This is a genomic window from Leptospira vanthielii serovar Holland str. Waz Holland = ATCC 700522, from assembly GCF_000332455.1.
GTDB classification, from domain to species: Bacteria; Spirochaetota; Leptospiria; order Leptospirales; family Leptospiraceae; genus Leptospira_A; species Leptospira_A vanthielii.
In genome coordinates this window covers 1-15,034 of sequence record NZ_AOGY02000011.1, presented here as the reverse complement: position 1 = coordinate 15,034, position 15,034 = coordinate 1, and the positions used below count along the sequence as shown (strand labels likewise).

General features: G+C 39.7%; 12 protein-coding genes and 2 pseudogenes. 8 read left to right on the top strand and 6 right to left on the bottom strand.

All coding sequences use genetic code 11. The annotated features are described in order from the left end of the window. Nucleotides 1-38 precede the first annotated feature (38 nt). From LEP1GSC199_RS01550 to LEP1GSC199_RS01525, 5 genes and pseudogenes are all read left to right on the top strand, one after another. The gene (locus LEP1GSC199_RS01550) at nt 39-893 is read left to right on the top strand and encodes a hypothetical protein (protein WP_002976396.1); all 855 of its coding nucleotides are present in this window, start codon (nt 39-41) and stop codon (nt 891-893) included. A 370-nt stretch (nt 894-1,263) separates the two neighbouring features. After that, entirely contained in the window at nt 1,264-2,073 is an 810-nt protein-coding gene (locus tag LEP1GSC199_RS01540; protein WP_002976345.1) for a hypothetical protein, read from the top strand. Between the two features lie 73 nt (nt 2,074-2,146). After that, entirely contained in the window at nt 2,147-2,458 is a 312-nt protein-coding gene (gene trxA / locus LEP1GSC199_RS01535) for a thioredoxin (RefSeq protein ID WP_002976332.1), read from the top strand. Nucleotides 2,459-2,476: 18 nt separating this feature from the next. Continuing rightward, nucleotides 2,477-4,629 (top strand): annotated as a pseudogene (locus tag LEP1GSC199_RS01530) (cAMP/cGMP-dependent 3',5'-cyclic-AMP/GMP phosphodiesterase). Between the two features lie 51 nt (nt 4,630-4,680). After that, nucleotides 4,681-5,811, top strand: coding sequence for an acyl-CoA dehydrogenase family protein (locus tag LEP1GSC199_RS01525; RefSeq protein WP_002976432.1), 1,131 nt, complete (start codon nt 4,681-4,683; stop codon nt 5,809-5,811). 242 nt (nt 5,812-6,053) lie between these two features. Here the strand turns inward: LEP1GSC199_RS01525 and thiC are convergent, their stop codons facing one another. The 3 genes from thiC to LEP1GSC199_RS01510 all read right to left on the bottom strand — a co-directional run bounded on the left by thiC (nt 6,054) and on the right by LEP1GSC199_RS01510 (nt 9,907). Beyond that, complete coding sequence (thiC, locus tag LEP1GSC199_RS01520; RefSeq protein WP_002976353.1) at nt 6,054-7,568, bottom strand: phosphomethylpyrimidine synthase ThiC; 1,515 nt, start codon at nt 7,566-7,568, stop codon at nt 6,054-6,056. 290 nt (nt 7,569-7,858) lie between these two features. After that, a complete protein-coding gene (locus LEP1GSC199_RS01515; protein WP_002976419.1) occupies nt 7,859-9,367 on the bottom strand; it encodes a hypothetical protein in 1,509 nt (502 codons plus the stop codon). Between the two features lie 168 nt (nt 9,368-9,535). Further along, on the bottom strand, nt 9,536-9,907 hold the full coding sequence (locus LEP1GSC199_RS01510; RefSeq protein WP_039925747.1) for a PilZ domain-containing protein: 372 nt from the start codon (nt 9,905-9,907) through the stop codon (nt 9,536-9,538). A 109-nt stretch (nt 9,908-10,016) separates the two neighbouring features. Here LEP1GSC199_RS01510 and LEP1GSC199_RS01505 point away from each other — a divergent pair, with 109 nt between their 5' ends. Both LEP1GSC199_RS01505 and LEP1GSC199_RS01500 read left to right on the top strand, forming a co-directional pair. Beyond that, a complete protein-coding gene (locus tag LEP1GSC199_RS01505; protein ID WP_002976333.1) occupies nt 10,017-11,174 on the top strand; it encodes an Lsa36 family surface (lipo)protein in 1,158 nt (385 codons plus the stop codon). A 122-nt stretch (nt 11,175-11,296) separates the two neighbouring features. Beyond that, complete coding sequence (locus tag LEP1GSC199_RS01500; RefSeq protein WP_002976321.1) at nt 11,297-11,920, top strand: hypothetical protein; 624 nt, start codon at nt 11,297-11,299, stop codon at nt 11,918-11,920. Here LEP1GSC199_RS01500 and LEP1GSC199_RS01495 read toward each other — a convergent pair. The 3 genes from LEP1GSC199_RS01495 to LEP1GSC199_RS01485 form a co-directional block, all read right to left on the bottom strand. Beyond that, nucleotides 11,917-13,197 carry an MFS transporter gene (locus tag LEP1GSC199_RS01495; protein WP_002976417.1) on the bottom strand — a complete coding sequence of 427 codons (1,281 nt, stop codon included), beginning with the start codon at nt 13,195-13,197 and terminating at the stop codon, nt 11,917-11,919. The two genes, LEP1GSC199_RS01500 and LEP1GSC199_RS01495, sit on opposite strands and share 4 nt — an antisense overlap. A gap of 82 nt (nt 13,198-13,279) precedes the next feature. After that, entirely contained in the window at nt 13,280-13,645 is a 366-nt protein-coding gene (locus LEP1GSC199_RS01490) for a phasin-related domain-containing protein (protein WP_002976328.1), read from the bottom strand. A gap of 129 nt (nt 13,646-13,774) precedes the next feature. Further along, nucleotides 13,775-14,329 (bottom strand): bifunctional nuclease family protein, encoded by a 555-nt coding sequence (locus LEP1GSC199_RS01485; RefSeq protein ID WP_039925745.1) that lies wholly within the window; start codon nt 14,327-14,329, stop codon nt 13,775-13,777. 64 nt (nt 14,330-14,393) lie between these two features. Here LEP1GSC199_RS01485 and LEP1GSC199_RS22355 point away from each other — a divergent pair. Beyond that, nucleotides 14,394-15,034: pseudogene (locus tag LEP1GSC199_RS22355) on the top strand (IS30 family transposase); the annotation flags it as partial.

The following is a 15,034-nucleotide window of genomic DNA, read 5'->3' as shown; positions in this document are numbered from 1 at the left end:
TCGATACTAACTGTATAAACCAAATTGGTAGTCGGAACATGAACAAAACAATATTCGCCATTTCATTCACCCTACTCACTTGTGCCCTATTTGCGCAAGAATCAGGGAATACCCAAGGGACTCCGGGGACTGTTGCCTCTTCAAAGGACAACCGAGACCTGTATCCACTCTCAATGTACGATGCAAGGATCCGCCTAAAAGGTGTAAGCTTTGTTAGACGACATGCTGATACAGGAAAAGGCGAATTTTTGGATGTCCAAGTAGAGTTGGAATCCAGAGTTCCAGAAAATAATGAGTATGCTATTTACGTTCTTGCTGGATACGAAGGTGACAGAACAAATCCAGATGAAAGAAGGCTCATCCCTTATCCTGCTTGGAGAAAGGCAGATCCAGAAAAAGACGATAGAACTTTATACTTTTCTAATGTAATGCCCACACCAGTCACTGCCAAAGAAATCTGGGGTGAAGAAACTTATGCAAAGAAAAAAGCAGAAGTAGAAAAACGTCACTACGCAGGTTTTGAAGCAGAAATGCCAGAACCTACATTCACTGAAGTTGTGGATTACCTTTGTAAAAACAATGCGAAGGCACTTCCCTTCACACTGTTTGGTGAAACAGGCCCGACCAAAGACAAACAAGTTGTTTATAACTATGTTGCACAAACTGAGGATGAGAAAAAACGCCAAGTGCATGAAACTCTTCCCAAACATACATACACAATTTACAACAACAAGTATCGTGCGGCCATCACAAGCCACCACTACACACAATACCGACCAAACTTTTTAACGTTTAACAAAGTGGCCATACTTGTGTTTGATACAAAGAAACCAACGAACAGCCTTCTTTTTAGAAAGTTCATTGATATTTCTGATTTAAGAATTACGTATTAAAGAGATTATCTCCAAGACCGAAGTTTTGGTCTTGGAATCCGACACCTGACCTGTAGAAATCCTATCGGATTTTAGTGGTCAGCGCCTTCTGGGCGGATGGGGGGGAATTGTTCCGAAGCCCGCACCCTCCACTCGTCCTCCGGATGGTTCAAATGCAACCAACCGTTCGCAAAATCCCAACGACCATCCAAATCCAGAAAATCCCAGAAAATCGCCTGGTTCATGTATTTGTAAGTGTCGAGTAGATCGAGTAGGTCCCGTTGCTTCCTTGGGGAATTTTCCATTCTATTCCAGTTTCGGTAAGATGTCCCCCTGGTCGATGTTTTTTATGGACAAAACGAATCGATTCTGCCGAAAATGATACCAGACCATGGCGATCACAAAGGAAAAAAAGGCTGACTTCAACGACAAATTGGTAGATTTTAAAAACTACCTAGAAGAACTGAAAAAAGAAGCCAATATCTACAAAGTCCAAGCCAAAAAAAGTAAGGATATGGAACCTTATTTTAATCTCTCCCTTGCCATCAACTCCATCAAAACAATTAATACCTGTATTGTGATCAATGAACTCTCTACAGCCATCTTAGAAATCAATAACAACAACTATCTTGAGACAGCAAGAAAGGAAATTTATAATACGATTTCCTACATTGAAAAAACAGTGGGAAACAACGTCGATGGTTCCCTTTCAGAAAACAAAGAACTGCTCGCAAAAATCGAAAGATTCACACCCACACAGAGACTGAACCTCATCAAGGGCCTACTACAAGCGATGAAAAAAACCATCACTGCCTTTGGAACCAATTCCAAATGGAAATGGTCTTGGCCTGACATCAATTTTCGCATTGCCGCTTGCACCAAAAATCTTTTTGATTTTATTGCTTATGAAAGAGAACAGGATTTGGAAAATCCTTATTACTACATCCGCAAAGAACACTTCAATCTTGTCATAGAACTTGCTAACCAAGCAGCACAGGATTATAGGACAAAATTTGAAATGTCTACACAAGATTCCACAGATTTGAAACATTCCGTAGAAATGTTGGAGATGAATCGCAAGATATTCCAAATTACAGGCGAAAATGAAGATTTGGAAAAAACAAAAACTCTCATTGAGTCCTTCCAACAGAAGATCGCCGACCTCGAATCCGACGATAAAAAGAAAAAAAAGAAACAATAATCGACGTTTTTCCCTAGAATCCCCAGTCTAGTTTATAGAAAGGGCAATACTTTTCAAAAGGAGATTTCGAAATATGGCACTAACGGAAATCACTGACGCCAATTTCAAAGCAGAGACTGCTAAAGGCGTTGTTTTAGTGGATTGTTGGGCGGAATGGTGCGGACCTTGTCGAATGGTGGCTCCCGTTCTCGATGAACTATCACAAGAAATGGCTGATATCAAAATTACAAAGCTAAACGTTGATTTCAATCAGAAGACGGCACAAGAATTGGGAATCCAGTCCATCCCGACCCTTCTTCTCTATAAAGACGGAGTTTTAGTAGATAAAGCAATTGGTGCTTTACCAAAACCGCAAATTAAAAAATTTATAGAAAATCACAAGTAGGAAATAAATTATCCCCTAATGGTCAGTTCAGAACCTAATGGTTTTACCGCACTCCCTAGAGGGGGATATTTAGTCGATACCTCGGAAGGGTACATCCAAATTGGATCCCCTCCCGAAACAATTAAAGACACCATGGGGTTAGAAAAAAAACCCCTCTGGTGTTTGTTCTTCCGAATAAATTCTTCCATGTCGAAAAAGGGATCTCCATTGCGGAGTTAGAATTCCCCATTTACTTTAACTTCTTCTTTCGGGGCGGCAAAAAAACATTTATCGTTTGTTCACCGGAACAAAAAGAGCAGCTAACCATTGTTCTCGGGGAATCTCTTATGGGTCCACAAGAACTAAACTTAGCTTCTGAGTTTATTGATGGAACGATGAGTTTTGGTTTTCCCGACATCAAAGCTGAAATGGCTCATTTCCGAAGTTACAAAACTATGGAAGAAGTAGTTGAGTTTGTTCTCTTTGATGAAAACCACAAAGCTCAGTTTGGAAAGATCACCATCGAACAACTTCCCTCCAATGAATTTCTGATTGTGGATGGGGATAAAAAAATCAAAACTCCGGGTGAGGTCGACTTTCATGTGAAGTATGATATCGGAAAAAGGTTAGAAGAACCCTTCCAACCTCCTATCATTGGAATCACTTGCCTTGGACCTTCTCATGGATTTGACCCCACAGACAATACTTCAGGTTTTATCATTTGGCTAAATGGCCAAGGGATTATGGTCGATCCCCCAGTCAACTCCACCGAGTGGTTACGAGAATCTAATGTAAACCCTAAGTTTATTAACTCCATCATCCTTACTCACTGCCATGCAGACCATGATGCGGGAACCTTCCAAAAGATTTTAGAAGAGTCCAAAATCACGATTTATGCCACAGCAACCGTGATGGAATCCTTTCTTAAAAAATATTGCAGTCTAACAAAGATTCCGCGACGAGAAATTACTGATCTTTTTGACTTTATCCCTGTTGTGATTGGAAGACCTACCATCATCAATGGCGGAGAATTCTATTTTCACTATGCTCTCCATTCCATTCCTTCTGTGGGATTTGAATTCTTTTTCCAAGACCAATCCTTCTATTATACTTCCGACCACTTAAATGATCCAGAAGCCTTCGAAGAAATGTATAAAAAAGGTGTGTTTCCGGAATCCAGATACCAGTTTCTCAAAGATTTTCCTTGGGATCGTAACATTATCTACCATGAAGCGGGAGTCCCTCCTCTTCATACAAAGATCAGTTATCTTGCTTCCCTCCCGGAAGAAGTACAAAAGAGGATTACTGTCTATCATATTGCAGCCAAAGATATGCCGGAAGGAAACCACCTAACCCTCGCTAAGTTCGGAATCGAAAATACCTTGTATCCGGAGATCACTCCTCCCAAACACCAAGAAGCTTTCCAACTTTTAGAAATTCTCTCACAAATTGATATTTTCTCTGGATTCCCCATTGAGAAAGCCAAAGAGTTTTTGCAAGTTGTGAAAGAAGAAAGGTTTCGTCGGGGCGAACAAATCATCAAAAAGGGAACTCACGGGGATAGGTTTTTTATCATTGCGTCAGGAAACGTTCGTTTTGAAGGACTTTCTGGGGATCACTCGGCCGTAAAACGGTACGGAACTTATGAATACTTTGGAGAAGCATCGCTCATTTTGGATACAGCTCGCCAAGCAGACGTGTATGCAGAAACCGACGTACTTGCTCTCACCATCGAAAAAACTCGGTTTTTCCAGTTCATTCGCGGATCCAAACTCCACGAAAACTTGATCAAACTGAATAGCATTCGAGAGACCAATACCTGGAAAACACTTACCGAGTCCCAAACCTTCCGGGGTCTCACGAGTTACCAAGTCACCCAACTCGAACTCATCCTCAAACTAGAAACTGTGAAGAAGGAAGCCTCTCTCATTGAAGAAGGCCAAACCTTTCACAATGCATTTATTGTTCGTTCAGGAACCGTTGTGGTCATGCAAAACCACAAAACCATCCGGGAACTAGGTGCTGGGGATTTTGTCGGAGAAATCTATTCTCTCACCAAAAACCTTCCTTCCAATTTTAGTTTCATCGCCTGGCCGGGAACGGAACTCTATGTCCTCTCTGAAGAAGATGCCATTCAGTACATTAAGAAAAATCCCGGCGTATACATGAAGCTGAACACTGTTTATAATTGACCTCATTTCGCCATTTCTGTAACATTTCCATATCAAGGAGTCACAAATCATATGGAGCGTATCCTCCCCTTTACTGAAGAACACCATCAATTCCGCGAGATGGCTCGGAAATTTTTTGAAACAGAAGTAAAACCACACCACGAAGAATGGGAAAAAAACCATATCGTACCCAAAGAAGTTTGGAGAAAGGCAGGTGAAAACGGCCTACTCTGTCCAGATGTTCCCGCTGAGTATGGTGGTTCTGGTGCTGACTTTCTTTACAATATCATCATCATTGAAGAATCCTCCCGCGTAGGAAATAGCGGATTTTTTATCTCCCTCCACAATGACGTGATTGCCCCTTACATCTCCACGTATGCAAATGACGAACAAAAAAAACGTTGGTTGCCTAAATGTGCGTCCGGCGAATCGATCCTTGCTGTGGCAATGACAGAACCGGGAGCAGGTTCTGATTTAAAATCCCTTCGCACGAGTGCAGTCGACATGGGTGATCACTTTGTAGTGAATGGACAAAAAACTTTTATTTCGAACGGACAACTTGCTGATCTTATCATCACTGCCGTCAAACACGACAATGGAACCATTTCCCTTGTGATGATTGAAGAAGGAATGAAAGGTTTTGAAAGAGGCCGTAACCTAGATAAAATTGGTCTCAAAGCCCAAGACACTTCTGAGTTGTATTTTAATGATGTGATTGTCCCAAAAACAAATCTCATCGGCAAACAAGGACAAGGTTTTCGTTACCTCATGCAAAAGTTAGCACAAGAACGTTTAGTACTTTCTGTAGCAGCGGTAGAGGCAACAAGACTCGTTCAAAAAATCACTCTCCAATACATCAAAGAACGGAAAGCTTTCGGCCAAAAAATCGGTTCCTTCCAAAACACCAAATTCAAAATGGCGGAAATGGCAACGGAACTGGAAATGGCTCAAGTTTTCTGCGATAAGGTTGTCATGGAACACATGAAAGGCGAAAACACAACTGCGGAAGCCTCCATGTGCAAATGGTATACAACGGAGATGCAAAAACGTCATACAGACGAGTGTTTACAGTTTTTTGGTGGTTACGGTTATATGATGGAGTATCCAATTGCAAGAGCTTACCTCGATGCAAGGATCCAAACCATTTATGCAGGTACCACAGAGATTATGAAAGAAATCATTGGTCGCAGTTTAGGATTATAATTTAGATCCTTCTCTCAAACCCCATTTTTAAAAAATGGGAAATCAAAAGTTTTTAAGTCGAACCCGGCGCATTTGGCCGGGTTTTTTAATTTAACGATTGTTCTACTTTATGAAAAGATCGGTCTTTGTTTCTATCTAATTCTGAGTGAGAACCAAGACGAAACTGGATTTGGTTCTAAAGAATCGAAACCGGAATCGCTCTGATAAAACCAATGTTGAATTAAAAACAAAGATGTTTGAAACTAGACTTTAGAACTATTTACACCCGCTTCTGCTTCCGCTGTTTCCTTTCGTAAGTCCGAGGTCAGTCGCATCGAACAAAAATGAGGGCCACACATCGAACAAAAATGGGCTTTTTTCATTCCGTCTTGTGGTAAGGATTCATCATGATACGAACGTGCGAGTTCCGGATCGAGGGATAAGGCAAATTGGTCCTCCCAACGAAACTCAAACCGAGCTTTACTGAGTAAATCGTCTCTTTCTTTGGCACCGGGATGACCTTTCGCAAGATCGGCCGCATGGGCTGCAATTTTATACGCAATCACTCCATCCTTTACGTCTTGTTTATTCGGAAGACCCAGATGTTCCTTGGGAGTCACATAACAAAGCATAGCCGTTCCATACCAAGCAATCATCGCAGCCCCAATCGCTGAGGTGATATGATCATATCCAGGAGCAATGTCTGTGACAAGGGGCCCGAGGGTATAAAACGGAGCTTCCATACAAACCTCTTCTTGCAGGCGAACATTTTCCTGGATGAGATGCATGGGAACATGTCCCGGTCCCTCTACCATCACTTGGACATCATCGGCCCAGGCCCGTTTGGTTAACTCCCCCAAGGTTTTTAATTCAGCAAACTGAGCTTCATCATTGGCATCGTTGATACAACCAGGTCTTAACCCATCTCCCAAAGAATATGAAACCCCGTATTTTTGCATGACCTTGGAGATATCATCAAAATGTTCATATAGGAAATTTTCTTTTTTATGGTGGTTACACCATTTCGCAAGGATGGATCCCCCCCTCGAGACAATTCCTGTGATTCGTTTGTTTGTGAGATGGATGTAGTCCCGTAACACTCCTGCATGGATTGTAAAATAATCCACACCTTGTTCTGCCTGTTCTTCTAAGGTTTCTAAAAATACATTAATGTTTAAGTCTTCCACTTTTCCCTTTACCTTTTCTAAGGTTTGGTAAAGAGGAACTGTTCCAATAGGAACAGGAGAATTTCTGATGATCCATTCTCTTGTTTCATGGATATTATTTCCCGTAGACAAATCCATCACCGTATCGGCTCCCCAGTGTAGTGACCATCTGAGTTTTTCCACTTCATCATCAATTGAGGAAAGAATGGCTGAATTCCCAATGTTTGCATTGATTTTCACCAAAAACTTTTTACCAATGATCATTGGTTCTAGTTCCGTATGACGTTTGTTTGATGGAATGATGGCACGACCAATTTTTACTTCATTCAAAACAAACTCAGGTGCCATTCCCTCACGTTTGGCCACATACATCATTTCTTCTGTGAGAATATCCCTCTTGGCATAATAAAGTTGGGAATGGTTTTGATCCCCCCTCGATTCTCTTGTTTGGATCCAAGACTCTCGGAGTTTCGGAATCCCTTTTTTATAATCGTACTGCTCTTCATGAATGCAAAACATACCTTCGGTTCGGTAGGATCGGAACTTAGTATTGTCAGAAAGTGTAATTGTGTTTTCTGGAATGGCGATGGGAGCTTGGGAATTGGTTTCCATAGTAAATTTTCCTTGGCCGGAACAGAAACTAGGAAGTAGTTTAGAAAACAAAAAATAAAAACTCAAAACACTTTAGGATAAAAAATATCCTAAAAAGAACTTTGCACTTTTCTCGTTTCCCTTCGCAAGCATTACCAGGATCAGGTTCAAAAAGGGTAATTCTCAGCCAAGTCCCCACTCTCAAAAATCTGAAAGTTTTGGAACCGAGCACCCCTAACGGTTACCTATCAGTTTCCTTTGTTCTATTTTTTTGACAACCCATTATTCAGGTTTAGGGAGGTGCAAACAAATCAGGATTTGTTTTTTCTAGGTAAATATTTTACTTTCATCTGGCTGTATTTTACCTTCGAAAGAATTTCCTTTTCCCAATCTGCAGGAAATTCATCCCCAATAAAAACCCGAAACAACCGATAAAAAAAGGGAACTTGTTTCCAGTAGACAATATTTTTCGTTTTGTTGTATAACGATTTGAATTTTTTGTTTGATAAAAAACTTTTTTTGATATTCGGATATTTTTCCATCAAAGTCTCAAACATAAACAATGTATGGTCTCCGACGTAATAGTTTTCTATAATTTTATCCATCACCATACAAGCCGACTCCACATCTTTAGAAAGAAAAATCCAATAGAAACTGGAGCTATAATAGTATTCACAATAAATTATATCTTCTGCATTTTTTAATTCCAATAAAACACGGTCATGCCCACTATACATGCCTTGGTCTATCAAAAGGAAACGAGAAATAAAGTTATCACCAGACTTAAGCATGGAATACAAAATATCGAAATGTTGTTTGGCTTCTTTTTGAGCTTTTTCTTCGGAAATTTTTTCCGCCATACAACAAACTAAATGGAAAATTTTTACAAATTCAACAATAGGATGTTCTTCAACAGATAAAATAGAAATCACCAACTCCGTAAATTCAATTTGTGGTAGGTATATTTTTGGTCTTAACTCATCAAACTTATGTTCGCTTAGTTGATTCTGTAATATTGCGAAATTTTCACCAATCTGGTGGTCCAATTCAACGAGCAATGGAACAATAACTTGGAAGAAAAATGGTTCCATCTCTTCGGCTCTTTTCACAGAATCGGTTGTATCAAAATAAATCCAACCGATGATAGGAATTTGGAAATAAATTTCCGAATCCATAAACCCCTGTTCTAAATACTCAATTAGTTCCACTCGACTTTCGTATTTGAGTTGAAAAGGTGTTTCAAACTTTTCAATCATCGACCGAATGACTGAGATTGGTTTTGTATTTAGCAAATCTTGATCAAGTTCAAAAAAATCTTTTACTTCAAAACGATAATTATCTACCAAATAATTCTGAAGGTTTACAAACGATCTTGCGGCAATAGAATTAAAAGCAAAAGAATACTTTTCTTCGACTCGTTCGCCGGCATAGGAGACAATTGCCAACTCAATCTGAATGGGACCTATTTCTGAATTTGTTTCTAATGTTGGGATGTTACTCTCCTCTGGTTCAGACCGAACCAAATAAAACACTGGCATTGCCAGGTCATTATCCAATAAATTTTGGACAACAGTTACCATCCCTTTACCATAAACCTTCAATTCATTTTCTTTGATTGTATCAACATTCAACCGAAAGGCAAAGTAGTTTTGATTCATATCAGGAACACAAAGTTTACGGAGTGAGGTTAGGAGTTTGGCGGCTTGGTCAGTTAACATCAGTTCCCGTTTATGGGAATGTTCTAAAGAATGGATGAAGATAGGAGTGTATATTTTTAACTGATCTAATCTGGAGACACCAGAAAGCCGAACCATTGCCATAATAACTCCTATGGAATCTCATTCGTAATTAAAAAAAAATTGAGAATGAAATTCGTTAATTAGGATATTCTGAAAACCCAATTTGGTAAAAAAGTTATTTTAAGGGCTAATTTATTACAAGATTAAAATAGAATTATTCTATTTTTTCTAGATCGATTGAAACTATTTTTATTTTACTTCTCGGCCTTGTCTTACCATCCGGTTGACATAAACTTGAAGATCTTGTTTTCCCTTGGGACCAATTTCTGTAAACTGAACCCCATAGACCCCAGTCTCTTTGGATTTTTTTCCTACCTGTTTGATCACACCACGAGCAAGAAAATCTTCCAGATCTCCCGGAAGTGCGACAAGAATTTCGACGGTTTCGTGCATATCCCATTCATCAAAGTGGTTAGGGGCAATGATCCCAACGCCTCCCATACTTATGTCACTAGCTTTTAAGACATCCAAAAGGGCCACACCCATGAGGTGGATCGCAACTGGTTCTTTTTCTAGTGGTTGTACTCGGACATATTTCCGTTTTTCTTGGATGGGTGCCATACACCTCATATTCTAAGGAAATTCTAACCTGTAAACTAGGAAATAGATCCCATTCCAATTGTTAAGAAAGCATAGACCAAACTCCGATATTTGGTATAATAGGGGCGACATGAAATTACGTATTGGAATCTTTTCCCTCGCATTTAGTTTGGCGCTTATCCCGAATGGATCTGTCCATGCAAAAGTGACTTGTACTGGAGATGCCTGCGGTATTCTACCCACCTCCATTCAGTCACAACTAAATAGTGCAGACCAAGCTCTCCAATTCCAATACACAGATAAAGTACTCGCTACTATGTCGGAAGCTGCGGTTGTATCGAACATCAACTCTTCTCTTATGGGACCTGGAATTGTAAATCGATTCCAAGTAGGCCTAGGTTTAACACTTGCAGGCCAACAAAAAGAAGATATCAATGTAGCCTACCAAAGTTTAAGTTTTCAAAAACTTCCAAACGTTGGAGCCTCTCTTGCACCTAACTTTGTTGTAGCGATCAATCTCGGATGGTTAATGGGTGGTGGACCTTCTGATACAGAACCTGAACTAAAAACCTTTCTGCATAGGTTTAACTTGTATCTTCATGGATTCAAATTTAACTTTGCACAAGGCGACGTTCAGAAGGCATTAGAAGCACAAAATAAAAACGTAGAATTAGGTGGGGACATCACCTCAGGTGGTTTTACCTTACGATTTCATATTATCGAAAACTATTCAGATGGAATTGGCCTTTTTGAATTTTCTGGAATCTCCATGGGACTTGGCCTTCACTACCAAAGACAAGTCATAGACCTAACTTACAATGATAACAAAACACAAACACTAACTCTTGGCCCTGCCATTGGAACCTGGGGTGGTTCCACAAAGTTCAACTATTCTAGCACCGTTACCAGTGTTCCCTTAGACATTAGAACTGGTTTTCGGATGTTTTACTTCTTTACGATCTTTGCTGGTGCAGGGACTTCCATGAATTTTGGAAGTTCCAATCTAAACTTATCCAGATCCGGCCCAATCAATTTAGCCTTGGATTCCAATGCCGTTTCTGCCTCTCTCTCCCCAGAAATTGCAGCTCAAATCCCCTCCTCTGCTCTTGGCCAAATGAAAACAGGAACCCTCACAATGGACTTAAGCGGAAAGGCACAAGCACCTAACACAACAAACTTCCTCATCGCTGGAATTGAAATCAACGCTCTCATTACAAAACTCACTCTAGAGGCCATCGTAGCGCAAAACGTACAATCCGTGATGGTCGGAGCAAAATTTACTTTCTAACGAACACTTGGCACCATTTTTGCAAATCCATTAGAGAACGGCTTTTTTAGAACCGGCCTGGGGGTTTCCGGGAACCGATTGTTTATGTTCTAAGCAGAATGCCGATTTTAAGGGAGAGTTCTATGGCGCAAACTATGCAAGAAATCAAAAAACCCATCCTACATGTTTCTTGTGTCCCAAGAAAAGATACGACCCTACTCAAAATTTCCCTCTCACAAGATGATTTGGGAATCCTCTACCGGGTCACATCAGTGTTGTACAACCATGGTTGGGATATTTTAGAAGCCGTTGCGGAAACCGCAAGTGACGGACATGTACAAGATTTGTTTGTCATTCGAAGTTGGGACGGGGGAGAAATGACAGAAGAACTTTTGTGCCAAATCCGAACCGACCTCTACTCATTGTTTTACGAGGGAAAGACGGTAGCCATGTACTTACGGGAGAATGCAAAAGAAGAAGTTTTGGTACGTAAAATTGGGGATTCAGAAGCGAGTCTCAAACTCTACAACCCTATCTCTTCCGACTTTACCGTGATGGACCTTCGTATGAAAGACACACCGGGAATTCTATTTCAAATTACCGAGTCTCTCTTCCACTTAGGAATTGATATCATTAGTTTTACCGCCAATAGTTTTGACGGCAAAATTCGAGATAGTTTTCTTTTGCGAACTTCCCTCACAGGAGAGAAATTGGATGAGAAAGTAATGTTTCCTATGCTTCGTGCAAAATTAGAATCTTTTCTTTAAGTTGTTTTTTCTTTTTGTGTAGAGAGTAAAATTCCAAATCCAATAAGAAGGATAAAGGAAACAAAGAAGGCCAAACTAGGCCCCTTTTGAAAATATAACAAAGAGAATACGACAGGCGAAACAGCTCTTCCGAGGGAACCAAAACTTCGGAAGAGACCAAGAGACCTTCCCAAATCCCCTTTCCCACTTTCAAGCGATGCAAAAGAAGAAAGTCCGGGATTCACGAGTGCACTTCCGAAAGCTAAAAAGAATAAGGAGACAAAAAGTCCTGTAAAATCTTTTCCAAAGACCACAAGTAACCCCATTCCAATAACAACTAGGACTGCTCCATAAAGAGAAATTCGTTTTTCCGAAACTTTCCCTGAAAGCCTCCGCACGACACCACCTTGCACTAGTATGATGATGATACCGATGTATAAAAAAGTGAATCCAATTTCTTTTGGAGAAAATTGAAAGGTATCAGATAGGAAAAAATTTACAACAAACTCAAATCCCGAAAAACTAAGAACAAAGAGCAAGTTCAAAAGAGATATACGAACCAAATTTCGAGATTCAATTTTCTTTAAAGATAAAAATGGGTGGATTTCTTTTTCTGGAACCACGTCAGGTTTGGTTTTTGGTAAAAATACAAAAACAAGGACTACGGTGAGTAGAGAAACCAAAATGGCAAAAAGTGCCGATGCGGGAAAAACAACCGCACTACCTTCCTTGTAAAGAAAATCTAAAAATGTCCACTGGGAACTAATTCCCCCAAGAAGGGGTCCCATCACAAAGCCGAGACCAATTCCTGCACCGAGAAACCCCATCCCCGCTGCCCTTGATTTTTCGTCAGTTTGGTCTGCCATGGCGGCTGAAGCCACAGACAGGTTGCCACCCATCATTCCTGTAATCACACGACTGAGAACAAACATCCAAAACTGTGATGAAAATAACCAAAGAATGTACCCGAGGGTGTTGCCAAGAGTGGTAAAAAGTAAAATGGCACGCCTTCCCGAATGATCAGAGAGCCTTCCCCAAACAGGGGCTGCAATAAATTGCAAAAAACTATAAATACTTCCGAGGATTCCGCCAAACAATACAAAGGTATACTTTGTATCGCCACCAAAAGATAGTAGATTTGCGGAGGAATAGAACATTCGGAACAGAACATCATCACCTTTTAGTAAGAAGAATTCTAAAGTTTTGGGAAACAATGGAAACAAAAGGGAAAAACCCATCATGTCCGTAAAAACAATCAGGAAAAGTATGAATTTGATTCGTTTGGGGGACGTACTCATCTAGGCTAATCTCTAGGCACAAATAAAAAAAGCCACAGAAATCTCTGTGGCTTTCCTTAAATTTCACTAGGAAACTCTGACCTTATTTTGATTTTGCTTTATCAATCAAAACTTTCAATTCATCTAACGTTTGTTTCAACTTCTCTTTCACTTGAGGAGGAATTGCCGTGTCAATTTGTTGATAAATGGATTGGTAATTTGCCTGAAGTTTTGCGAGCACTTCATCATAACTTGCGTTAGTTTTCCCAATCGCACCTTGTGCGTCTTCTATTGTTTTACTGAGAAGGTCGCGAATCTTTTGAGATTCTGCGGATTTGTCCAACTCTCCCTTTGATTTTAGATCATTATAAACTTTTTCTAAATCAACAACTGCGGTTTTTAACTTTTCTTCACCGGAACGAAACAGAGCAATTCCAGCATTCACAACATCCATAACCAATTTTTCCATACAACTTTCCTATAAAGGGAACAGACCCTATTTTTGGATTCCAAGTCTAAGGAAGAAAAGGTGGGATTACAATTAAAAAATTCTAATGGTTCGATTTTCTATGAGACATAGTTAAGTCCAAGTTTGGCCTTAACTGTTCTCGATAAGCTTTTTGATTTGGTCTCTGATTTTGGCGGCAGTTTCGTAGTCTTCAGTTTTTAATGCGTTTTCTAAAGTATCTTCTAAAATTTGAAGATTAGATTTTGGCAATGCTTGGATTTTTTTCTCTGACGAAATACTCTCCCCTTGGATTTCATCCTCTTTCATAATGATCCCAGTCTCATCTAACACAGATTTAGCGATAAATATGGGGGCATTGGCCCGTAAAGCAAGGGCTATAGAATCGGAAGGCCTTGCATCGAGAGTGATGATCTCTTCGTCTTTACGAAGTTGGATCTTTGCGTAGAAAGTACTGTCTATAATTTCCTCAATGGTGATTTTGAGAACTGTCGCACCGAGGGAAGTTAACATGTACAACATGAGGTCATGGGTCATGGGTCTAGGGGGTTTTGTTCCATCGATGACGGTTGTGATGGAATGAGTTTCCAGTGGTCCAATAAAGATAGGAACCACACGTTTGTCATCCGAATCCTTAGGACGTAAGAAAACGGCAAAGCCTACATTGGTCAGGCTGATATCAGAGATTTTTACTTGGTAGAATCAAATTTTTAACGCAACACCGATAATCTAATGAATAAGGTGTTAATAAATGAATCATTATACAAGAATTAATTTGAAAGAAAGGGAAGTAATTGCTGAGATGCGATTTAAAGAGGAAAGTATTAGAAGTATAGCTAAGATACTGAATCGAAGTCCTTCAAGCATTTCCAGAGAATTATCTAAAGGTTATTCAAGAAATTCTTTCATTAATTATTCAGTATCAAATGCTCAAATCATTTCACAGAAGAATGAAAGTTCCAGAAATTCTGGTAAAATAAAGTTGCAAAACATCCAAATTTACGAAAATTTATAAAATCTAAATTAGAACTTAAATGGTCACCAGAGCAAATAGAGATGTCTTTAAAAGAAAACGCCACGTATGAATTACAGAATCAGTTTCCCATCAAACTATTTATACTTATATCTATCTTTTACCGAGAGGCGAACTAAAAAAGGAATTGCAAAGCTATCTACGCCGAAAGATGAAACCCTACAAAAAGTCGAAAAATACTGATAATAGAGGTAAAATACCAGACATGATAAGCATTGAAGAACGACCAAAATCAGTTGAAAAAAGATCAATTCCAGGACATTGGGAAGGTGATTTGATAATTGGAAAGAATCACAAAAGTGCAATTGGTACAATGTAGAGAGAACTACTAGAAATGTTATACTGGTATACGGTGGCGT